Consider the following 22,044-nt stretch of genomic DNA (forward strand, 5'->3'; position numbering starts at 1 on the left):
GAAAGGAACCCCCATGACCCAGCTGTCCGACCTCGACGACGAGACACAGCAGGTACCCACCGAGCCCGACGAGCGGGCCCGCGCAACCGAAGCCGCAATGACCGACGACGAACGCTTCGCGGTGATCGTCAACCACATGGCTTCCGGTTTGCTCGACCTCCCCGCCGACAACCGCATCCCCGACAACGTTCCTGTCGGCGCCGGATACACCCCCGGAGTTCCGCGCCTCGGCGTCCCCCCGATGGTGATGACCGACGCGAGCCTCGGCGTCACCAACCCCGGCTATCGCGACGGCGACACCGCCACCGCCCTCCCCGCAGGACTCGCGCTCGGCGCATCGTTCAACCCGGCGCTCGCCCGCCGCGCGGGCACGGTCCTCGGCCGGGAAAGCCTCGCCCGGGGTTTCAACGTCATGCTCGCCGGCGGCGTCAACCTCGCCCGCGACCCCCGCAACGGCCGCAACTTTGAATACCTCAGCGAAGACCCGCTGCTCACGGCAACGATCGCCGCGGAATCGATCGCCGGGATCCAGCATGAAGGGGTCCTGTCGACCATCAAACACTTCTCGTTGAACTGCAACGAAACCAACTCCCGGTGGATCGACGCCCGCATCGACCCAGCAGCGCACCGCGAATCCGACCTCCTCGCGTTCGAGATCGCGATCGAACGCGCCCAGCCCGGCGCCGTGATGACCGCCTACAACAAGGTTAACGGCGAACAGTCCGGCGGTAGCCGGGAGATCGTCACCAACGTCCTCAAGGACGCCTGGAACTACCCCGGATTCGTCATGTCCGACTGGGGCGCCACCCCGGACTGGGAGTACTCCCTCGCCGGTCTCGACATGGAATCCGGTGTGCAGGTCGACACGATGATCTGGGGCGACGAAGCCTTCACCCACCGGCTCCGCGCCGCACTTGCAGACGGTCGGTTCCCCCGCGAACGCCTCTCCGACATGGTCCGCCGGATCCTCCGCTCGATCTACACCGTCGGCCTCGACCGGTCCGTCACCGTCACGGCTTCCGACATTGACGCAGCAGCTCACGATGCGGTCGCCCTCGACATCGCCCGGCAAGGCACGGTCCTGCTCACCAATGACGGGATCCTCCCCCTCGCGTCCGACCTGACCGGCACCATCGCTGTGATCGGCGGCTATGCCCAGCTTGGCGTCATCAGCGGCACCGGCTCCAGCGCCGTCGTCCCGCCCGGCGGCTACGCGGCGAAGGTCAACCTCGGCGGGTTCGGCATCATGAGCCCCAACCGGAACCTCTTCGTCCTCCCGGACAGCCCCCTCGTGCAGCTGCGCGCTGCGTACCCCGACGCAACGATCGAGTACGACCCCGGGATGAGCCCCGCCGAAGCGGCCTCACTCGCCGCGCGCAGCGACCTGGCGATCGTGTTCGGCATCCGCGTCGACGGGCAGGGATACGACCTGATCGACCTCGACCTGCCGTGGGGGCAGAACGCCGTCATAACTGCCGTCGCTGCCGCCAACGCGAACACCGTCGTCGTCCTCGAAGCCGGCAACCCCGTCAGCATGCCGTGGAAGGACCAGGTCCGCGCGATCCTGCACGCCTGGTACCCCGGCCAGGCAGGCGGACGGGCCATCACCGGCATCCTCACCGGCGCCACGAACCCCTCCGGGCGGCTACCAATGACCTTCCCCACTGGCGTCGACGCGATCCCCCGCCCGGCCCTGCCCGGCCAAGGAACCCCCTGGGGCACCCCAACCACCATCGAGTACAGCGAGGGTTCCAACATCGGGTACCGGTGGGCGGCCGCAGCCGGCAACGCCGTGCTGTTCCCCTTCGGGCACGGCCTGAGCTACACCACCTTCGAACACAGCGACATCACCATCGCCGGCAGCGCGACCCTCACGGCCGAGGTCACCGTCACCAACACCGGGACCCGTGCCGGCGCCGACGTGCCTCAGCTGTACCTCACCGGCACCCCCGACCACGCCCGGCAGCGGCTCCTCGGCTTCGAACGCGTCGAGCTCCAGCCCGGCGAGTCAACCCGGGTCCGCATCGCCGCCGACCGACGGCTCCTCGCCGACTACGACCAGAACATCCGCGAGTGGGTCATCCCGGGCGGCACCTTCACCGCCGCTGTCGGCCACTCCGCCACTGAACTTGCGCCCCACCACGACGTGGCAGTCAACGCGGACCGGTTCGGACGCTGACCCGACAAGCACCATCCGACCATCACTCTCTCTCGCACCACTTCCCCTTCCACCTCACCCCTCAAGGACGAGACCATGTCAAGAGCAGCAACCCGCGATCCACACACCACGGCGGTCGAGATGACCGGCCGGCACCGCCTTCTCATCCCACGCCTCGCCGTACTCATGCTTCTCGAGTTCCTCGTCTACGGCTCCTGGAACGCCACCGTTGGCCTCGTCCTCGTTGACCATGGGCTCGGCTCAATCGTGGGCACCCTGTTCGCCCTCGCGGCGCTGGCCGCGATCGTGTCCCCGATGCTCGTCGGCTCGATCGCGGACCGCTTCATCCCGTCACAGTGGGTGCTCGCGGGCATCTCGTTCATCGGCGGCGGCATCATGCTGCTCGTTCCCGGGACGATCCTCGGCGGCAGCGCCGCGCTCGTCCTCACGGCCGTGTTCATCTACATGCTGCTGTTCCAGCCGACCGTTGCCCTCGTGAACAGCGTGTCATTCCTGCACCTCGGACACCGACCGAACATCTTCCCCTACATCCGCGTGTTCGGCACGTTCGGGTGGATCATCGCAGGTCTGCTCGTCGGCCAGCTCGGCCTCTCCTCATCGACGAACCTGTTCTACGTCACCGCTATCGCGTCGTTCGTCATGGGCGCATACTGCCTCACCCTCCCACACACGCCGCCGCTGCAGCGTGGCGCCCGCTTCCACTTCGGCGACGTCATCGGCGCGCAGGCGCTGAAGCTGTTCAAGCAGCGCAACTTCGTCATCTTCGCCATCTGCGCCGTACTGACGTTCATCCCGATCGCCATGTACAACTCCTTCAGCTCCACCCTGCTCTCCTCCCTCGGCTTCGAAAACGTCGCCAGCGTCCTCGTCATCGGCCAGGTGTCCGAAGTTGCGTTCATCCCGGCGATCCCGTGGGTGCTGAAGCGGTTCGGGATGAAGTATGTGCTCCTCATCGGCATGGTGTCGTGGGGCGTCCGCTTCGCCCTGTTCTTCGCCGCCACCGGCGGACAGGCATGGTGGGCCATCATTGCCGTTGCCATCCACGGCATCTGCAACGACTTCTTCCTCACCATCTCCTTCATGTACGCCGAGCGGATCGCCCCCGAGTCCATCAAGGCGCAGTCCCAGTCCCTGGTGCTGCTGCTCACCCAGGGCGTTGGCATCATGATCGGCTCGTTCCTCGCCGGAGGCATTTACAACGCCACCGTCGGCGCTGCCGGAACCCACGCACCCCTCTCCGCGTGGGCTCCCTTCCTGGTCGTCCCGATCGTTGTCTCCGTCGTGGTCGCGATCCTGTTCGCGGTGTTCTTCCGACGCAAGGAAGAAAACGGCAACCCCGACGAGATTGACGTGCCACGTGCCGTCGAAGTGACCCCCTGATCACTGCCTCAACAACACAGCGGCCTGCGACCCCGTTCGGATCGCAGGCCGCTTCTCGGCTCATCGGCCACCCGACCGAGCCCCTCGCCACCCGGCGCTAACACCGCTCACGCGGTCGCGCGAAGTCCGGCCCATCGCTGCCTTCGCGCGACCGCCCCAGCTCTTATGCCGGAGCGGCGTTCCGTGCCACACTGGTCCTGCGTTCATAGTGCGCGCCTATAGCCGGCCTTCGGGTCGGTTTTTTTGTGCCCGGATGTCATGTCGCCTCGCGCGCGCTTCTGGTTTCGCCCGTGACGCCCGACACCTTCGGGCTCACGACCTTCTTTCACGGAGGCCCTAGTCCTCGGACGTGCACGGTGCATGACCCCGAGAGCCAGCCATTCTGCTGGCAGATCGAACGGTGGAGGTCCCATGACCCTGTCGATTCATATCCCCGCTGCCGCTGGCTACGCGGTCGGATTCGCTCTCGCAATGAACTTCATCGCAATCGCGATCGCGATCCGGCAGGTGTGGCCGGTGCTGAGCGACAAGGCTGCTCGCCGCGTCGCTCGTATGCAGCGGGCGAAGGCTGCTTCTAAGAAGTAGCGCTCAAAAAGACACCCCTCCATCGTTGGGAGAGCTCCGTCTCCGTCTTGTTCCATAAACCTCCGATTTCGCTACGACAACCCACGAACGCTCGGAGGTGCAGTCGGGGACGGCGTGTCTTGTAGTGGAACTCAGTCCCGGAATCTACGTCCCGCTACTACCTCTACCGGTCGAGTTTCGTTACGTTCTTCACATGGGTCACCTCCTCGGGTACGCGCGCGTGTCCACCACCGACCAGGACGCGTCGTTGCAGATCGACGCGCTCAACGCCGCCGGCTGCTACCGCGTGTTCGTCGATACCATGTCCGGGTCGCTCCAGCACCGACCTGAGCTCGACAAGCTTCTCGACCAGCTCCGCCCCGGGGACACCCTCGTCGTCTGGCGGCTCGACCGGCTCGGCCGGTCCATCCGGCACCTCATCGACCAACTCCACGCACTCGCGGAACGCGGCATCGGGTTCCGGTCGCTGCAGGAGACCATCGACACCACCTCACCGGGTGGGCGGCTGGTGTTCCATGTCTTCGCTGCGCTGGCTGAGTTCGAACGGGACCTCATCAAGGAACGCACCAACGCCGGCCTCGCCGCCGCTCGAGCCCGCGGTCGAACCGGCGGTCGACCGTCGCGGTTGTCCGCGGACCAGGTCCGCACCGCACGCCGGCTGTACGAGCAGCAGGACATGACTGTCGCGCAGATCGGTGATGTCCTCGGCGTCAGCCGCACCACTATCTACCGGGCTATCGCCCGCCACACCGAACCGGTTGCTGCGAGGCGGCCGAAGCCCTCACCGACGATGTAGCTCACTCATGGACGCGAGCGAGCGGTGGCGGATCCTTCGGCTGCATGTCGACGATGCCATCCCGCTCGCCGCCCTCGCCCGCAGCACGGGCATCACCGAGCGCACCCTGCAACGCTGGCTCACCCGCTACCGCACGGGCGGGTACGTCGCCCTCGCCGACGGTACCCGGACCGATCACGGCGTCCGACGGACGGCAGCGGACCTCGTCCGCCTGGTGGAGGGGCTCGCGCTCACCAGGCCACGACCATCGATCGCCACCATTCACCGTCAGGTCAGCATCCACTGCGCTGAACGGGGGCTGTCGGCGCCGTCGTACTCAGTCGTGCGGTCGATCGTGAACGCGCTCGACCCCGGGATGGTGACGCTCGCGCTCGAGGGGCCGGTCTCCTACCGGGACAAGCACGAAATGCTGCTCCGACGCCGCGCCGACAGGCCCAACGCGATCTGGCAGGCGGACCACACGATGCTGGACCTGCTCATCGTTGGCCCCGACGGCAAGCCCGCACGGCCATGGTTGACGGTGATCCTCGACGACTACTCCCGCGCCATTTGCGGGTACATGGTGTTCCTCGGCGCCCCGTCAGCGGCGAACACCGCGCTCGCGCTGCGCCAAGCGATCTGGCACAAGTCGGAACCGGACTGGCCCGTCTGCGGAATCCCGGACGTGCTCTACACGGACCACGGGTCCGACTTCACGAGCCACCGCCTCGGCGACACCGCCGCCGTGCTGCACCTCCGGATCATCCACTCCCAGGTCGCCCGGCCACAGGGACGAGGCAAGATCGAGCGGTTCTTCGGCACGATCAACACCGAGCTGCTCCCAACGCTGCCAGGCCACCTTGCGCCTGGAACCGCAGCACCGGCACCCAGCCTTGATCTCGCCGGCATCGACTGCGCCATCAACACGTTCGTCCGCCGCTACAACGCTCGCACTCACCGCGAGCTCCGGACGAGCCCACTGCAAGCGTGGATCGCAGACGGGTGGCTGCCACGGCTCCCGGAGTCCCTCGAACAACTCGACGGCTTCCTGCTCACCGTCCCGACCACGCGGGTCGTGCAGCGCGACGGCATCCACTTCGAGGGCCTCCGCTACACCGCGGCCACCCTCGCCCCGTTCGTCGGTAGCACCGTGAGCGTCCGGTACGACCCCCGCGACGTCACCGAGATCCGCGTCTTCCACCGCAACGCATTCCTCTGCACCGCGATCAGCACCGCGCACCAGACCGAGACGATCAGCCTCAAGCAGATCCAAGCCGCCCGGAACGCTCAACGCAGAGCACTGCGCGGGCAGATCCGCGAACGCATCGCGATCGTCACCCCCCTGCCTGGCAACACCACCCCACCAGCAGCCGAGCCGGACCGCCCACGACTGCGAACCTACGAGGAGGACCGGTCATGACGAGTCAGTTCATCATCACCAAGAAACATCGCCGGTTCGCGGAGTTCGCCGACGCGGTCCGGAAGCAGAACACTATCGGCGTCTGTTTCGGCCCTGCCGGCGTCGGCAAGACCCTCTCAGCCCGCCGCTACGCGCACTGGGACAGCATCGGCCCGTTCATCGCCAGATGGGCCGCGCGAAGCGAAGACGACACCAAGATCTACGCCGCCGCCCACCGTGCCCGGACCGTCTTCTACACACCCGAGGTCTCCGCAACGATGCGAGCCCTGCAGGACGACCTCCGGCACGACATGATCCGCACCGAACGCTGCATCGAGGAACACCTTGTCCTCCACGGCCGCCACGTCGACCACATGCACGGCCCCAACCCGTCCCTGCTCGAGCTGATCATCATCGACGAGTCCGAACGCCTCACCGGCAACGCGATCGAGTGGCTCCGTGACCAGTACGACCGAACCGGCATAGCGATGGTCCTCATCGGCATGCCCGGCATCGAGAAGCAGTTCACCCACTACCCCCAGCTCTACAGCCGACTCGGGTTCGCCCACCAGTACCGGCCCCTCGGCCACGACGAGCTGCTGTTCGTCCTCGAACGCCAATGGCGAAAGCTCGGCAAGACACTCGACGCCGACGACTTCACCGACGCGCAAGCCATCGCCGCCGTCGAACGCATCACTCGCGGCAACTTCCGCCTCCTCGAACGCCTGCTCCCACAGATCCAACGCGTCCTGAAGATCAACGAACTCGACGTCATCACCAACGACGTCGTCGAAGCCGCACGCAGCACCCTCGTCATCGGCACCACCTGACCCGACACGAACCGCAGCGAGAAGGACGACACAGAGCGAAGCTGCCCACAGGTCGTGATGGGAGTGCGGTCGGTGTCCGATAGCCGATCGGCTATTGAGACGCCTGCGGCGCTCGATCGATGAGCAAGTAGGCGAGGGTCGCAAGCGTGAGGAAGCCAGCCATAGCGAACATCGCGTGGCCACCGAGCCCGAGGAGCGTTCCAGCGACAGCGGTGCCGATCGAGGAGAACGCGACCTTGATGCCGGCCATGTTGACGAAGATTTGTGCTGCCGCGCCGGGGCGGGGAGAACGCCGCACGGGCCGCCAGACTTGCCGTGAACAGGACTCCCGTCGCGACACCGAGTAGCGCGAATGCTGCCGCGCTGATCGGGACGGAGAAGATCGCCAGTCCGATCACGAAGCCGATTGCGACGACGATGACGCCCCAGCAGATGAGTTGGTCCGCTTGCCCGCGGAGTGGAGCGATGATCAGCAGCAACGACACCGCGAGGTTCCCCGCACCGTAGGCCGCGGTGAGCACCGCCGATGATGCGGCGGTCGCGTCGAGTGCATCGACGGTCCCGACCGCGAGGAGCGGCACTGCTCCGAGGGGGATCGCGGTGACAGCGGTGGCGATCGTCGTCCGGCGCAGACCCGGCATCCGCAGCAGCATCCCGAGCGCGGAACGCAGCCCCACCGGAGCCGGTGCATCATCACTACCGGAGCGTTGCGTTGCGGCGGGAAGGAGCAGGACGACGATCGCCCCCCGCGACAGCCGCACCGGCTGCCGTGAGGATCGCCACGGCGGGTGAACTGGTCGACGCGACGACGGCGATGACGGCGGGACCGGCGGTGGCCGAGACGCCGTACGTGAAGGCGTCCATGCCCTGCGCCCGCCGACGAGCCCGCTCGTCGGTTCCGACGATCGTCGCCAGCTGACTGCTGAGTCCCCCGGTGAGGAGGGGGCCGGCCAGGCCGGCGATCAGGAGGCCGACAGCGGCGGCGATGAGCATGGTTGGCAACAGCAGGATCGCGCCCGCGAGTGCGATCCCGTAGACCAGTCCCGCGGCCGAGAGGACGAGTTTCTTGGACCGAGCGCGATCGAGGAGCTGCGCAGCGACGGGCCCTGCAAGGTGGGGCAGGGTGATGCAGGCTGCGAGGAGGCCGGTGGCGTCGCCGGCGCCAGCAGGGCGAGCGGCGAGGACCACTCCGATGATCGCCGCCGCATCGGCTCCGCGAAGCAGGCACGCTCCGGCGAAGTAGACAATCAGCCCCCGTGTTCGCACACGCACCCCCTCGTGGACTACGACGCTACTGCGTGCGCTGCTCGGGGGGGCGGACGGACCCGGCTGTCGGTACCTCGGTGACGATGTGACGGTGCTTCACGTACGGTGCAGGCATGCGTCCTGGTGTTGTGACCGTGCTCTGCCTAGTGCAGTTCGTCGACGTATTGGGTGTGACGAGCGTCGTGACTGCGATCCCCGCAATCCTGGAGGGCCTCGACGCCGATCCCGCTGCCGCTGGGCCGCTGGCGACGACCTACGCGATGTTCTTTGCCGCGATGCTCATCCTCGGAGCCCGCCTCGGGGACCGGTACGGCCACCGGAAGGTTCTCCTCATCGGGGTCGTTGTCTTCGGACTGGTGGCGATCATCGGCGGGACCGCGCATACCTTGCCACAGGTGGTCATTGCCCGCGCTGTCCAGGGGGCAGCAGCAGCCATCTCGGCTCCCTCCGCACTCCGACTGATTCTGCACACGACCGGTGCCGGGCCGGGCCGGTCGCGCGCTCTCGCGGCATGGAGCGCAGTCGGAGCTGCTGCTGGTGCGACCGGGTTCTTGATCGGTGGACTCCTCACGACGGCGCTTGGATGGCCGTCGGTGTTTTGGGTGAACGCACCGGTCGCGGCACTCTTGGTCGTCGGGATCGCGGTCGTCGTTCGGGAAGAGCCCGAGCCTGACCGTGCCGCGCGACTCGATGTGCTCGGTGCGGTCCTGCTCGTCGCGACGGTCATGCCGGTGATCGCCGGTACAGCCCTGCTCGAGACAGGGGACACGCAGCCGCAGGGAATCGGGTTGATCCTCCTCGGAGCCGCGGTTGCTGCACTTCTGGCCTGGCGGCTTCGCCGCGCGCGATCGCCGCTCGTGCCGCGAGACGCATTCCGCAGCACCAACCTGCGTCGGGGATCGATGCAGTCCTTCGTGAACACCGCGACGACCAGCTCATCATCTGTGCTGGCAACCTTCGTCCTGCAAGACCATCTCGGAATTCCGGCTCTGCTCTCCGGCCTGATCCTTATGGCGTTCAGCCTCGCTGTCATCGGCGGGTCCGCCGTGACTGGTCGGGTAAGTCCGCGCCTCGGACCGGACCGGATGGCTGCCGCTGGCGCCGTGACGATCGCGAGCGGCAACGTGGTCTTAGCTGTCCTTGGCCACTCGTGGCCTTGGATCGCTGCCGGCGTCGCAGTCATCGGTTTTGGGCTCGCCGCGTCCTCGGTTGCGGCGACTGGACTCGGGACAACCGTGTCCCAAGCGCTCACAGGCAGCGCGGCCGGCATCGTAAACACCGGCGCGCAACTCGGTACAGCGATCGGGACCGCTGTCGTCATCCTTGTGGCAGCGGCTGTGTCGCCGCCTGCTGGATGGACTGTCGCTGCGGGGACGGCGCTCCTCTGCGCGGTGTGGTGCCGGTTCCGCCGGCAGTCCGACAACCGAGGCTGACATCGTCCGTTGAGCGATCGGCAATCGGACTGCTCGCCAGGAAGATTTCAGCCCCTCCACGGACCTATCCACTAGCCGCCCCTGTCGCAGCGGCTGGCCTAGCTACAAGCGAGTGCATCCTTTATTCCTGAGGAATCGTTAAGCCCAAGCCGGTACTACCGGTTCTGAACTGGGTTTTTCGGATGCACCCCCGGACTGGTGTCAGGCGGGCGCACCCAGCTGTCTCTTATGCTGCGCAAGCTGACAGCAAACGGTGCTGTCAGCTAGACGTAGGGGGTTCCGTGCGCTCGTTGCTGCACGCTCCGCGCACGAGGAAGCGCAGCATCGCTGCCGCAACCCTCGGTGCGCTGGCAATCATTGGTTCTCTGCTGGTAGCCACACCAGCGCAGGCGCTGAACGACACCGGGACCGGCGGTGTGTTCGTGCCGTCGACGGGGCGCATCCTCGACACCAAGGCGGGGACGGGCGGGTTCAGCACGCCGATGGAAGCGGGGAAGTACCGCACCATCAAGGTCGCTGGCCTGGCCGGCCTGCCGGACGACGGTTCCGTTGGCGCGGTCTCGCTCAACGCGACCGTCGGAGGGTCCGCAGGCTACGGCACACTGTTCGGCCGTCCCGACGCTGACACCGGTCGCACGACGATGCTGATCTACAACGGCGTCTCGGGCGAGTACACCTCCAACAGTGCCACGCTCGCGGTCGGCGCGGACGGCACAATCCAGGTCATGACCGAGACCGCAAGCCGCCTGATTCTGGACGTGCAGGGCTACTACACGGCGAACACGGACGGCACCGCCGCCGGCGGGTTCGTCCCGGTCGCGAAGCGGCTCGTCGACACCCGCTCCGGTACGGGTGCTGCGAAGGCGGCGATCGCTCCGGGGAAGAGCATCGACGTGCAGATCACCGGCGCGAACGGCGTTCCGGCCGGCGCGTCGGCTGCGGTCGTCAACCTGATCGCCGTGAACTCGACGGATGCGGATGGGTACCTCACCCCGTACGCAACCGGTGGGACGAAGCCGGCAAACTCCCTGCACTACGCCCCGGCGGAGACGACGTCGGTGCAGGCGCAGGTGCCCCTGTCGGCTGCTGGCAAGATGACGATCGCGAACTCGTCGACGACCACGAACCTGCTGGTCGACCTGCAGGGCTACTTCACCGCTGCGGGGCAGGGTGGCGCGGTCTTTACCCCGTCTTACGGGCGTGCATACGACTCGCGGGCGTCCGGGAACACGGCGCTGGCGAAGAACGAGACCCGCTCCATCCAGGTCGCCGGCACTGCTGGCGTCCCGGTGATGGGCTCCGGTATCACCGCCGTCACCCTGACGCTGATCGTCGCGCACGGCGGCAGCGCCGGTTACGCCGACGTGTACGCGGACGGGAAGACCAACCCGGGCATTACCGCGGTCAACTTCCAGCCTGACGAGATTCAGACCAACACCATCACTGTCCCGCTTGGAGCGAACGGGAAGATCGCGCTTCGCAACGCGGCCGAGGCGACGAATTACGTCGTCGACGTGCAGGGCTGGTACACGAACCCACAGGCGCCGTCCATCTCGTGCCCTGCGCCATATGCGGCGGGTGCTTGGGTTGCTGCAAAGCCGTCGTCGCTGACGTGCACCGTGAAGGTAGCGCCGGCCGACAGCTCGAGCAATGTTGTCTCCGTTTTGGCGGACGCGGATTACACCGAGTTCACTCGGTCGGACTCTGCGGCGGTCACGAAGTCGGTTGCGGTTTCGCCGGATGCTGGTCTTCACACCATCACCGCCGTGTCAACTGCTCCTGATGGTTCGGATATCACGACGTCCTACGAGTTCGGGCTTGGCGACTGGTCTGCTGCACCGATCAGGCCGCTGCTGGCCGATAGCAGCACCGCCTCCACGACGCCGCTGTTGAGTGTTGCATCCGACGGCGACCTGATCCCGGCTGATGCTTCGATCCGTTACACCGTCATCAGCGCCGATGGGTCTGTCGCGGCGGACTCGGGCGCTGTCGTCGGTGCATGGCATATCCCGGCCGACACGCTCACCGCCGCGCAGAGCTACACGTGGACTGCAACCGTCACCGCTCCCGCTGCTGGCGCGACTACAACCTCGACTGTCACGTCGCCGAGCTGGGCCTTCTCGACCAGCAGCGACGTCACCGACGACTATGCAGGTGCGCCGACGATGACCGAGACATCCACGGAATCCGGGAGTGACACGATCAACCCGGATGACGTGCAGAGCCCGACCATTACTACCGGCGGCAGCAGCACCACGGCCAGCGGCGGCAGCACCTCGACGCCGTCATCGGTGCAGGTCAAGGCGGCGAAGAGCAAGAGCAAGCTGCTGCAGGCGAGTGCGACGAAGAAGGTCACCGGCGGCAGGGGCAGCTTCCGAGTCTCGTTCTCTTCCGTGGCGACGATCAACTCGAAGGTCACGTACGCGAATGTCGACGGGGAGTCCGCCAACTACTTCACCGGTAAGAAGCCCAACAAGGTGACGCTGACTGACTACGTCAACGGCAGCGGCATTGACCTCTCTGCCTCGATCGGGGACGGCGGTCCCAGCGTCACCATCACCAACAGCGGCAAGACCATCAAGTGGGGCAGCAGCACCACGAAGAACAAGTACGTCGAACACGACTGGGATCGCTTCAGCTACTCAGCGACTTACATCCAGTCGATCACTGAATCGGCAACCGGAACCGTCACCTTCGGTTCCTCGTCCTGGAGCACACGCGCAGGATGACCCACCCCGCAACACGACTGCCAGGGCGGTCGCTCCGAACCATCGGAGCGGCCGCCCTGGCGGCGGTCATGCTCTTCTCGACCGCCGCATGCTCAAACAGCACCGATTCCGCCAACCCGCTCCAAGCTGCGTGCCGCACTGCGAGCACACTCATCGGAGACCTGCGCGTCGCCGATCAATCGGGCATCTACCAAGTCGATGACATCTCGGCGGCACCGAGCGTCTACCAAACCACCTGGCGCCTCAAAGCAGCGAAGATCGCCCGCAAGCAAATCGTCCGAAGGGACGACCGTGCGACAGTACGGGACGCGCTCCTCAAGATTGCTGTGGGCGGCGAATCCTCGGACGCTGACCCAGGCTTGGAAGGACTCGAGCTGCGCACCACCGCTGCGCTGGGCCTTGCAACCTTGCCCCTCGAACCGTCGCAGAGAGAGCTGATTGCACGATCGATCGACGCATACCGGGCGGGTGGTGAGTATCGGCTCACCAAAAGCGACGATCCCACCCCATATGCGACCTTCATCGCTACTTCTGCGCTGCACGCATTGCATGCCCCTGTCCCGGATGAGGTTCGCGGCTCCCTCGCTTCCACCGTCTCATCACTGCCAGTAGCGACGTACAACTCGCTCGACGAAATCATTGTGCCACGCGTGGGGAGTTACCTTGCAGCAGGCGGAACGCTGCCGAGCGGCGTCGTCACAGGGGCGACGTTGCGAAAGTGGAACACCCTCATTGGGCAGCAATCGCCGGACGCCCTGTCGTTGTCGCTCACGGCGAACCTGCACACCATCGCGGACCTGGCGCAGCTAAATCCGCCGACGCCCGTATTCAGCTTCTCCAACCTCAACTCAGGCGGAGGATGGGCGGCGCAAGCAGCAGACGTGCCCGACCCGAAGATCACCTACTACGCCACAGTGCTCGGCTTGCGATCCACGAACCTGCAGGGCTATCTCAGCAGCGGGCGCGGCCAAGATGGGTGGCTACCACAGCCCGCCGAGCCGACGATCCAGAGCGCTTATCTCGCAGAAAGAGCCGCAGATATCTGCCCTTCCGTCCCCCGCCTCAATGCGGCGCTGATGCAGAAGCGTCTCCGGGCTGCCACATCCGATGGTGCCTCGGTGCTCGACCTTGCACGCATCTGCTACCTCGAGAAGCAACGGAAGCTCTCCGTAGTCCCGCATACGGACCTCGCGTCACAGTTCGCGGAACTCGCAACGCAAACGATGACCTTCGAAGACGCGGTCGAACTGCGCGTCGCGAGCAAAGAATGCCACGTCACTGTGTCCAAACCCGTCACCCTGAACGACAGTGGGCAGCCGAGTCGCTACCACTACCTCGGAGCAGCGTTCCTCAAGAAGACCAGCACCTGGGCCGGGACGACGAACTCAGTTCGCACGCAGCGTCTCGCCATCCCTTCACAGTACGAACTCATCGTCAACGCTGTGCTCAAGGCCTCGCCAACGGTGCCCGCAAAAGTTCACCAGTTCAAATGTGGTAACTACTATTGCGGGATCTCAAAAAACGGCAGGGGCGACAGTCGCAGTGCATCGCCTACGACTGCAACGTTCGTTGTCGCCCTGGAAGGGCTTCGGCGTGGAAATCGCACGGACGCCATCCTCGCCGGCAACTGATGAGCAGGCTTCGGCGATGCTTCCCAGGGCAGCTGTAGTGCGCCGAGCAGCACTAGCGCCGAGTGAGCACCCCGATCAACATCGCAGTACTAACAAGCGTCGAGCCGGCGATCAGCAGCGCGGCACCAGCAATTGACCGGGGCGTCCCATCCGCGGCAACCAAGATGAACAGGCCGATCACAGCGATTGGCACACCGACCATATACGCGATGAGATCGGTCACCGGACGTGAACGGTTGCTTGGCACGCATGCAGTCTAGGCGAGTCGACCCTGGTCCAAGCATCGTCGCGGTAGCGGGTTGGAACAGGCCGCTTCCACCCCCGCTAGCACGTTCCGGGAAGAACTATTATCGGAACTGATACGGCAGGCGTGCACAGTGTCGCCGCTGCCAGGAACGAGGGCGCGTGGACGACGTGAGCGAGACGGATGGGGCGAGCGTCGCCGTGAGCTCGCAGGGAGTTCGCGCTGTTGGTCGTGGTGCGTCCGCTGCTGAGCGTGCTGCGGCGGAGCGGTCCCGGACTGCGTTTGCGCGGCTCCGCACCGCAGCGCGGGACGGGCCCTCGATCGGATCGGGTGCCGTTGTGGTGTTGGCGGACGCATCACCTCGGGTCTTCGCGGAAGCGTCCCTATCGCCAAACACGATCCGCGCGTACCGGTCGGACCTCAGACAGTTCGCCCGGTGGCGTGCCGGGTTCCTCGACCACGAATTCTCCGAACCGCACGAACTCGAGCAGATCACCACGGCGCCGGTCGACCCGACCGAGGTTGCCGCGTTCCTCGCGGACAAGGCCAACGCCGTCCTCCCCGGTGGCGGGCAGCGGTATGCGCCGGCGACGATCAGTCGCTACGTCGCCGCGATCGACTGGGAACACGCTCGCCGCGGCCACATCCCACCCGGCTCCACACCGATCGTCCGCGACGTCCTGAAGGGCATCCGCCGCACCCGGTCCGTCCCGGTGCGGCGAGCGAAGCCAATGACGTTGAAGGCGCTGCAGACAACGCTGCTCAAGATCGACGTCGCCGACCTCCAGACCGGCGCGCTCGGAACCCGCGATCAGGCGCTGCTGCTGTTCGGGTTCGTCGGTGCGTTCCGCGAATCCGAACTTACCGCCCTCACCGTCGCCGATCTCCGCCTCGTCGACGGCGAAGGCGTCTACGCCCGTGTGCGGAAGTCCAAGACGGACCAGGACGGCGCCGGCCGCATCAAGGTGCTGCAGCAAGGGGCCAACCCGGTCACGTGCGCCCCGTGCGCATACGTCCGTCTCTCTCGGCTGATGGCTGCGCAGGACGCACGCGGGGAAGCGGGCCTCTTCGCCACGCTCACCGGTGCGAGTCTCGCCGTGCACGTCTGCGCCGACGGGCTCGGCCCGGATCGGTTGCCGCCGTCGATGCCGTTCTTCCGCTCCGTGTCGAAGTGGGGCCTGTTCCGGAACGCCGGGATCAGCCCGACCACCGTCGGGAAAGCCGTCGCCCGCCGCGCACACGCGGCCGGGCTCGGAAAGGACGGCTGGTCCGGGCATTCCCTCCGCGCCGGCTTCGTCACCGAAGCCCGCAACGCCGGCGCAACGGACGTGGAGATCATGAACCAGACCCACCACACCAACGCCGCCACCCTGCAGATCTACGACCGCGAATACGCACCCCTGGTCCGCAACGCCGTCACCCGGATGCGCTTGTGACCCCCCAAACTTCCCCCAAACTCGGCCCCAAACTCGGGCCCGACAGTAGGGCGCTGCTCGAGGCGCACTGGGGTCGATTCGTCGCGTGGTGTGAGGCGGCAGGTCACGAGTCGCTCCCGGCGACAGCAGCAACGATCGGACAGTTCCTGACGCTGTTCCCCGGCCGCGCGTCGACGCAGCGGCTCCGCCGACATGCGATCCGCACGCACCACCTCGCAGCCGGCCTCCCGGATCCGCTGCCCACGGTGGAGGCGCGGGTGTGGCCGCGACCAGAAGCCCCCGACCGGGCGGCCGTCGAAGAGGTGCTCGCGGCGATCCCAAAGTACCGGTACCCGATCGGGCTTCGCGGACGCCGCGACGCGTTCCTCATCGTCCTCCTCGGGGTCCTCCATCTGACCCGCGATCAAGCCCGCACCATCACCCCTGCCGACGTCGCCGTGACGAGCATCATCCGGATCCGCGGCCACGTAGTTCCCTCATCCGATGAACCCGCATCCTGTGCTGCCTGCGCGGTGACCCGGTGGCTGCGCATCGTCGGACCGGTCTGGACTGGGTTCCGCGGCGACGTCATCCGACTGCTTGACCCGACGAAGGGCGACCTCGACCGGCACGACTGCGAGCAGACGCTACCGGGGGAGTGGCGACGGGCAGAGCAGCTGCTGTTGCCGTTAGACGTCCACGGATGGGCGCGCACCGGGGCGAGCCTGTCGGGCCGGTCGATGACGAGCATCATCCCGAGTCGACGTGCAGCAGCTGCAGACGGCCCAGTCGCGGAAGCCGTCGGCGCGATCGCGCGACAGCCGTCACGGTTCGACGCGCTCACGCTGCAGGAGACGTACACCGAGCTCGGTAGCACCGACGCTGCCGTCGACGACGCGCTCACTCGACTCGCGCTCATCTTGAACGACGCCCAAGCGCTCGACACCGACCTGCAACAGGCCGCTATTCCACGCAAGCAGCAGCTAGCAGCTGATAGCGAACACTAGCTTCGCTCATCACCAGACCGACCCCCGTACTGCTGCCGCAACCAGCCCGAGACGCGGGCGAGGCGCGGACGAACTCGTCCGCGCCTCGCACCGATCATCAGACGCAGCGCTGGCAGCGGGGCCATCCGTTCGTCCCGGACCGCTTGTTGCGGTCGGGAATCTGCTTGCCCACGGGGCAGTTGCTGTCGTCGTGGTGAACGTCGGGGTCTGACTGATTCGTCGAGTGGTACGCGGCGACTCGCATGATCGGCTCCTTTGCCTTCAGCGCTCACGGACGTGAGCATTACACACACACCGTAGGAGCGAGCGCCGACATTCTGGACCCGTTGGTGCGACACCGCGACGGGACGGACGCTGCCGTTGGAGAGCGGGACAACGTCACCTGTAGAACTTGGCGACACCTCCGTGATGCGAGCATGCTCCTTGGTGGTGGGCGGCGTAGGAGAGCGTCCCGTCATTGCAGAGTGCGGTCGCTCCGCCACCCTCGTCCGGTGCCGGTGCCGGTGCCGGTGCCGGTGCGGCTGGGGCGACATACGTTCCGATCGTGGTCACCTGAGCGACGGGTTGAGTCGTGACCGTCTCGGTGACCTGCTGACGGCTGGTCTCAACGCCGTCCGTGAAGGTGACGCGGAACGTCGTCGTCCGGACGCCGTTCACACCGGTGGTGGTGACGGTCGAGGTGCCCTTCGCGAGGGTGGCGCTTTCAACTGTGGTCGACTCGAACGGGATCGGCGTCGTCTCGATGACGTCCTTCGTCGTGACGATCGGTGTCGGTGTCGGTGTCGGTGTCGGTGTCGGTGTCTTGTGTGGCGCTCTGGTTGCTGCAGGAGAAGACGAAACGGTTGGTGCTGGGTCGACCGCGGAGGCCGGCGCTGCTGGGTGGGTGGCGCCGAAGGCAGATCCGGATCCGAGGAGCACCACCAGGGCGAGTCCTGCCCCGAGGGCCGCGGCGGAGCGCTTCCGCGGGAGGCGGAGCCAGGTGGTGCGACGGAACAGCAGCCCGTAAAGCGCCGTGAGGAGGACCACGAGGGCAGCCATCACCAGCATCGACCAGACACCACCCGACGCCAGCCCAAGGAGCGCAACCAGCAGAGTGCCGACCAATCCGATCCACGTCGACGGGGCGATCTTCTTCCGACGAGCGCCTTGGGAAGCTCCGTTGTCGTGGGGAAGGGATGGCATGATGCTCCTAATTGCTGAGGACTACCCAAGTCTGCGTGAGCTCTCACTGCATCACCTCATCCCAGTTCGAGGGGTGGCGGGTACCCGGCGCCGAAGCTGCGGGTGTCGCGGACGAGCCTGCCGGCAGGACGAGACACTGACGAGACGGGATGAGAACCTGGGGATCACGATTCGACGAAGCGTGAAGGCGGGGCCGCTTCGGTTTAACCTGTCAAAGTCCGGACTCGGAGTCAGCGCGGGCATTCCGGGACTCCGAGTGGGCACAGGACCTCGCGGGAACTACGTACGCGTCGGCTCGGGTGGTGCCACGTACCTGTCCTCCTCAGGATCACGAGCGCCGCGCACTGCACCGCCATATCCGCGGATGCTGCAGAACCCCGCCGTGGTGGACATGGCCGACGTCAGCGGTCTGACAGCGCTTGATCTGCGTCCGACCGGCGGGGACGACATCGTCCAGCAGCTCAACACGGCGGCACGCCGCCCCCGATGGGGCTGGATCGCCGCGATCACCGCCTTGATTCTTGGAGCAGCACTGCTGCCCTGGGGCTTCATCATCTGGGCGGTCGCCGTACCTGGATGCTGGTGGCTCTTCCTCCGCGACGCGCTGCAGAAGAACGTTGTCCTGCTTTATGACCTCGAGGACGTTCCCGCTGTCTGGTTCGACCGATTCAGCACAGCGTGGAGCGTCGCCGTCGCAAGCGACCGGCTCTGGCGCACCGTGGAGTCGGGCCGTGTCCAGACCACCTACCAGCACAAAGCGAACGCCGGCGTCGGCGCGATTGTGCGTCGAGTCTCTGCCACGGCGCGGATCCAGCAACCTAAGGGTCTCGCAACCAACGTCGACATCCCGACTCTGCGGGCTGGTAAGGACGCTCTGTACTTCCTGCCTGATCGCCTCCTGGTCTGCTCCGGCAAGCACTACTCAGACGTCTCCTACCGGCACCTCGCCGTGCGCCGATCCGTGACACGGTTCGTCGAACAGCCGGGCCAGGTCCCGAAGGACACGCAGCTCATCGACCAGACCTGGCAGTACGTCAACGTCAAGGGCGGCCCAGATCGTCGGTTCAAGAACAACCCGGTGCTACCAGTCGTCCAGTACGGACAGCTCGAGCTCACCACAGCGCAGGGCCTTGCTTGGAGCGTGCAGTCGTCACGAGCCACCGCCCTGGATGACGCAGGCGCACTGCTGCTGAAAGTGCCAGCGTGAGGTCGCTGCGAGCGTTGCACCATCTCTAGCTCCGTGCACGCATCCGTCGCAGGAGAACCCCTTGCCACCCTAGAACTACGGGATACGGCCGCCCAGAAGTCGTGGCGCTGGGCATGCCCCAGCGCCACAGGTCCCCGTTGCAAGATGGCCCGCCCAGCCAGCCCCGTAAGTGACTAAGGTTCGAACATGGTGCCAAAGCCCGACTCGTTCTCGTCCGTGTTCTTCGCGTACGGCGGAACGCCGCACCTGCGCGCCGAGACCGTGCAAGACGCGGCCACGACTTTGGCGAAGCAGGGTTACCAGGCCAAGACGTGGCAGGACCTCGAGGTGCGGGGCAGCGTCCTGATCGAGACCATATGCCGGGAGATCGATCAGTCTGACACGGTTGTAGCTGAGGTCAGTGACCTCAATAGCAACGTTCTATTCGAAGCAGGCTATGCGCTTGCGTCAAATAAGCACCTGTGGCTTGCGCTCGACGAGACCGACTCTGACGCCCTCCGTCGCTGGAAGGAGCTCGGAATATTCTCTACCGTTGGCCGAGTCAATTACTCCGGACGAAGCGACAAGCTTGTCTCGGAGTGGCAGCAGGCGACATCCCGGCCCTCGGATGGCCCAACTCTACTTGAAACACTTATGAGTGGCGGGCGTGCCAAACAAGCGGATGCCGTGTTTGCTCCCGCGCTCCCCATCCGGTTTCAAGCCGCCTTGACCCTTGAAAGCTTTCTTGAGCGCCAATCGCACCTCACTATTCTCGGTGCTGGTGACGACCTTGGCATGGCTCCCCTTGATTTCTATGTCAAGGAAATATACCGCGCCTCGGCTGCTGTCTTCCACCTGCTGGCCCCCAAGCGCCTTCGCGCTGTCGAACACAATGCTCGGGCGAGTTTCTTAGCGGGTCTGGCCCATGGTTTTGAGCTGCCCGTGTTGATGGTGGTCGAAGAGGGTTTCGAATCTCCGCTTGATTATAAGGACCTGCTTTACACTTACGACAGCGCTGCCGGTCTGCAGGAACATGTGAAGACTTGGCTCGAGGCGCTCCCAAAGCAGGCCGGAACTAATAAGCGTCTAGGGAAGCTCGCGCTCGATATAGAGCTTCCGCTGCGAAGTTTTGGGCAATACGTAGCTGAATACGAGCGCGACGAACTGACAGAATACTTTGTGGAGACCAGCGAGTTCAGGTCAATTCTCGCGGGAGACTCGAAGGTCTTCGTGGGGCGCAAGGGCACCGGCAAAACAGCGACGATGAGCCAGGGCGTGCTCGAGCTGCGCAAGGATCGCAGAAACCTCGTGGTCTCGGTCAAGCCCTCCGCCTACGAACTTGCTGGACTCGTCGAGTTTGTCAAGGCGCTCGAATCAGATAGCCAGTCTGAGTACGCGATGTTGAGCATCTGGACATACCTCCTGTACACGGAGATTGCCGTTCGGACCGTTAGCTACGCGAGCGAGCGGCCCGCAGGCACCGGAACAGACAACGCGCTCGTCCTTCTGACCCAAGAGCTAAACGACCTCGACATCGATGTCGAAGCAGATCTGTCGACTCGGCTTGAACAAGCCGTCACGTCGCTGACGGTGGAGTCTCGCAGGGACGGGGAGACGGCGCATGTCTACATCGGACGCGTGCTTGGGCTGCACCGCCTAGGGCACCTCAAAGAGCTCATTCTGCAAACACTGAAGGACTTCGACCGGGTGGCGGTCCTAATCGACAACCTGGACAAAACGTGGGAGCGCGGAGCTGACTATGGCGCGATGGCTCGCTTCATCCTCTCACTCCTCACCGCAATTGGTCGCGTGGAGAAAGATTTTGGTCGGCCGCCTCGTGGGTTCGATCCAGTGAATGTCACCCTGACGGTATTCCTGCGAACTGACATTTACGATGCAATCGCTAAGTTTGCAAGAGAACCCGACAAGGTGGGAGTCCTGTCTGTTCGCTGGCAGGATGCCGAGCTCCTCGTTCGAGTTCTCGAGGACCGATATGCAGCAAACCGTTCGAGAAAGCGCGGCCTCCCTGCGTTTGATATGTGGGAGGAAGTGTTTGAATCAGAGGTGAGGGGCCTTCCGACCCGAGACTATTTTCTGTGGAGAACTCTGCCTAGGCCGCGCGACTTCATCTATTTCGCGAACGCTGCGCTCACTACCGCGATCAATCGGAAGCACTCCAGGATCTCGGCAGGGGATGTCACGACTGCAGAGAAGCAATACTCTCGTTTCGCCATCGAGGCTCTACTTGTCGAGAGTGAGGCTGAAGGCTTTGACCTGGAAGAGGCTTTGTATGAGTTTGCCGGCGTCGACTCCACGATGACGGCGGGGGAACTGGACCAACTATTAGCCAATTACGACGAGGCCCCATCCATCCGAGACTGGCTGATTCGAACGTCCTTCTTGGGAATTGAGGTGCGTTCCGGTGAGTTCATACACGTCGAGGGCGAAATCGAGGCAAAGCGACAGCTGAAAGTCGCCAGGCGTTTTGCTAGTCGGTCTAAAGCAGGGGTCCGCTTTAGAGTGCATCCTGCTTTCCGTGGCTTCCTAGAAGTAAGGGACGACGACCTTCACAATGGTGAAATTCGAGACGCTACTTATGACGGAACTGGCGAGTTGACATAAGAGCGCGCTATCGGCCTCGTTTTCGTAGTGTGGGGACGAGGATGATGACGCCGGCCGCGGTGGTGATGGTACCTGCCCACGTCCAGATGGTGCCGGCAACCAGGGCCCAATTGGTGCTGCCGATTGCGGTCTGGGTTGCGGGATTGAAGGCGTTTGCTTGGGCCGCGGCGGCGTGTTGCAG

General features: G+C 65.3%; 16 protein-coding genes and 1 pseudogene. 13 read left to right on the forward strand and 4 right to left on the reverse strand.

The genetic code is table 11. From position 1 onward, the window contains the following. The first annotated feature begins 13 nt into the window (after window positions 1-13). The 5 genes from FS532_RS17865 (at window position 14) to FS532_RS17885 (ending at window position 7,148) form a co-directional block, all read left to right on the forward strand. Window positions 14-2,179: a beta-glucosidase family protein gene (locus FS532_RS17865; protein WP_186322131.1), complete on the forward strand. Its 2,166-nt coding sequence runs from the start codon at window positions 14-16 to the stop codon at window positions 2,177-2,179. 75 nt (window positions 2,180-2,254) lie between these two features. Further along, window positions 2,255-3,559, forward strand: a complete 1,305-nt coding sequence (locus FS532_RS17870) for an MFS transporter (RefSeq protein ID WP_144757264.1) — start codon at window positions 2,255-2,257, stop codon at window positions 3,557-3,559. Between the two features lie 778 nt (window positions 3,560-4,337). Continuing rightward, complete coding sequence (locus FS532_RS17875) at window positions 4,338-4,940, forward strand: recombinase family protein (RefSeq protein ID WP_144757266.1); 603 nt, start codon at window positions 4,338-4,340, stop codon at window positions 4,938-4,940. Between the two features lie 7 nt (window positions 4,941-4,947). Then, complete coding sequence (locus FS532_RS17880; protein WP_144757268.1) at window positions 4,948-6,339, forward strand: Mu transposase C-terminal domain-containing protein; 1,392 nt, start codon at window positions 4,948-4,950, stop codon at window positions 6,337-6,339. Further along, window positions 6,336-7,148, forward strand: coding sequence for an AAA family ATPase (locus tag FS532_RS17885; protein ID WP_144757270.1), 813 nt, complete (start codon window positions 6,336-6,338; stop codon window positions 7,146-7,148). Before FS532_RS17880 ends, FS532_RS17885 begins: the two co-directional genes overlap by 4 nt. A 91-nt stretch (window positions 7,149-7,239) precedes the next feature. Here the strand turns inward: FS532_RS17885 and FS532_RS18835 are convergent, their stop codons facing one another. Both FS532_RS18835 and FS532_RS17890 read right to left on the reverse strand, forming a co-directional pair. Then, window positions 7,240-7,398 carry a hypothetical protein gene (locus FS532_RS18835; protein ID WP_186322132.1) on the reverse strand — a complete coding sequence of 53 codons (159 nt, stop codon included), beginning with the start codon at window positions 7,396-7,398 and terminating at the stop codon, window positions 7,240-7,242. Between the two features lie 446 nt (window positions 7,399-7,844). Continuing rightward, on the reverse strand, window positions 7,845-8,414 hold the full coding sequence (locus FS532_RS17890; protein WP_144757272.1) for a hypothetical protein: 570 nt from the start codon (window positions 8,412-8,414) through the stop codon (window positions 7,845-7,847). 146 nt (window positions 8,415-8,560) lie between these two features. On the opposite strand from FS532_RS17890, the gene FS532_RS17895 reads away from it, so the two are divergent. From FS532_RS17895 to FS532_RS17905, 3 genes are all read left to right on the forward strand, one after another. Then, window positions 8,561-9,847, forward strand: coding sequence for an MFS transporter (locus FS532_RS17895; RefSeq protein ID WP_186322133.1), 1,287 nt, complete (start codon window positions 8,561-8,563; stop codon window positions 9,845-9,847). 281 nt (window positions 9,848-10,128) lie between these two features. After that, entirely contained in the window at window positions 10,129-12,576 is a 2,448-nt protein-coding gene (locus tag FS532_RS17900) for a hypothetical protein (protein ID WP_144757276.1), read from the forward strand. 68 nt (window positions 12,577-12,644) lie between these two features. Continuing rightward, window positions 12,645-14,207 carry a hypothetical protein gene (locus tag FS532_RS17905; RefSeq protein ID WP_144757278.1) on the forward strand — a complete coding sequence of 521 codons (1,563 nt, stop codon included), beginning with the start codon at window positions 12,645-12,647 and terminating at the stop codon, window positions 14,205-14,207. 52 nt (window positions 14,208-14,259) lie between these two features. Here FS532_RS17905 and FS532_RS18840 read toward each other — a convergent pair whose 3' ends face one another. Next, window positions 14,260-14,430 (reverse strand): hypothetical protein, encoded by a 171-nt coding sequence (locus tag FS532_RS18840; RefSeq protein WP_186322134.1) that lies wholly within the window; start codon window positions 14,428-14,430, stop codon window positions 14,260-14,262. A 365-nt stretch (window positions 14,431-14,795) separates the two neighbouring features. On the opposite strand from FS532_RS18840, the gene FS532_RS17910 reads away from it, so the two are divergent. Next, window positions 14,796-15,887, forward strand: coding sequence for a tyrosine-type recombinase/integrase (locus FS532_RS17910; RefSeq protein ID WP_186322135.1), 1,092 nt, complete (start codon window positions 14,796-14,798; stop codon window positions 15,885-15,887). Between the two features lie 437 nt (window positions 15,888-16,324). Beyond that, window positions 16,325-16,873, forward strand: a complete 549-nt coding sequence (locus FS532_RS17915) for a hypothetical protein (protein WP_144757283.1) — start codon at window positions 16,325-16,327, stop codon at window positions 16,871-16,873. Window positions 16,874-17,251: 378 nt separating this feature from the next. On the opposite strand, the gene FS532_RS18935 is transcribed toward FS532_RS17915, so the two are convergent. After that, on the reverse strand, window positions 17,252-17,911 hold the full coding sequence (locus FS532_RS18935) for a G5 domain-containing protein (RefSeq protein ID WP_260852810.1): 660 nt from the start codon (window positions 17,909-17,911) through the stop codon (window positions 17,252-17,254). Between the two features lie 145 nt (window positions 17,912-18,056). Here FS532_RS18935 and FS532_RS19190 point away from each other — a divergent pair. From FS532_RS19190 to FS532_RS17930, 3 genes and pseudogenes are all read left to right on the forward strand, one after another. Continuing rightward, window positions 18,057-18,347: pseudogene (locus FS532_RS19190) on the forward strand (DUF4236 domain-containing protein); the annotation flags it as partial. A 72-nt stretch (window positions 18,348-18,419) separates the two neighbouring features. Next, window positions 18,420-19,262, forward strand: a complete 843-nt coding sequence (locus tag FS532_RS17925; RefSeq protein WP_260852811.1) for a hypothetical protein — start codon at window positions 18,420-18,422, stop codon at window positions 19,260-19,262. Window positions 19,263-19,448: 186 nt separating this feature from the next. Beyond that, window positions 19,449-21,863, forward strand: a complete 2,415-nt coding sequence (locus tag FS532_RS17930) for a P-loop ATPase, Sll1717 family (RefSeq protein ID WP_144757287.1) — start codon at window positions 19,449-19,451, stop codon at window positions 21,861-21,863. The last annotated feature ends 181 nt before the right edge of the window (window positions 21,864-22,044 follow it).

Source organism: Curtobacterium pusillum (assembly GCF_007673235.1).
In the GTDB taxonomy this organism is placed as follows: Bacteria; Actinomycetota; Actinomycetes; order Actinomycetales; family Microbacteriaceae; genus Curtobacterium; species Curtobacterium pusillum_C.

Bases quoted from the DNA above. Each gene is read 5' to 3' on its own strand.
- FS532_RS18935 (WP_260852810.1), bottom strand. From the start codon at position 17,911: ATGGCTGCCCTCGTGGTCCTCCTCACGGCGCTTTACGGGCTGCTGTTC.
- FS532_RS17875 (WP_144757266.1), top strand. From the start codon at position 4,338: ATGGGTCACCTCCTCGGGTACGCGCGCGTGTCCACCACCGACCAGGAC.
- FS532_RS17905 (WP_144757278.1), top strand. From the start codon at position 12,645: ATGCTCTTCTCGACCGCCGCATGCTCAAACAGCACCGATTCCGCCAAC.
- FS532_RS17885 (WP_144757270.1), top strand. From the start codon at position 6,336: ATGACGAGTCAGTTCATCATCACCAAGAAACATCGCCGGTTCGCGGAG.
- FS532_RS18835 (WP_186322132.1), bottom strand. From the start codon at position 7,398: ATGGCCGGCATCAAGGTCGCGTTCTCCTCGATCGGCACCGCTGTCGCT.
- FS532_RS17865 (WP_186322131.1), top strand. From the start codon at position 14: ATGACCCAGCTGTCCGACCTCGACGACGAGACACAGCAGGTACCCACC.
- FS532_RS17880 (WP_144757268.1), top strand. From the start codon at position 4,948: ATGGACGCGAGCGAGCGGTGGCGGATCCTTCGGCTGCATGTCGACGAT.
- FS532_RS17930 (WP_144757287.1), top strand. From the start codon at position 19,449: ATGGTGCCAAAGCCCGACTCGTTCTCGTCCGTGTTCTTCGCGTACGGC.
- FS532_RS17870 (WP_144757264.1), top strand. From the start codon at position 2,255: ATGTCAAGAGCAGCAACCCGCGATCCACACACCACGGCGGTCGAGATG.
- FS532_RS17925 (WP_260852811.1), top strand. From the start codon at position 18,420: ATGCTGCAGAACCCCGCCGTGGTGGACATGGCCGACGTCAGCGGTCTG.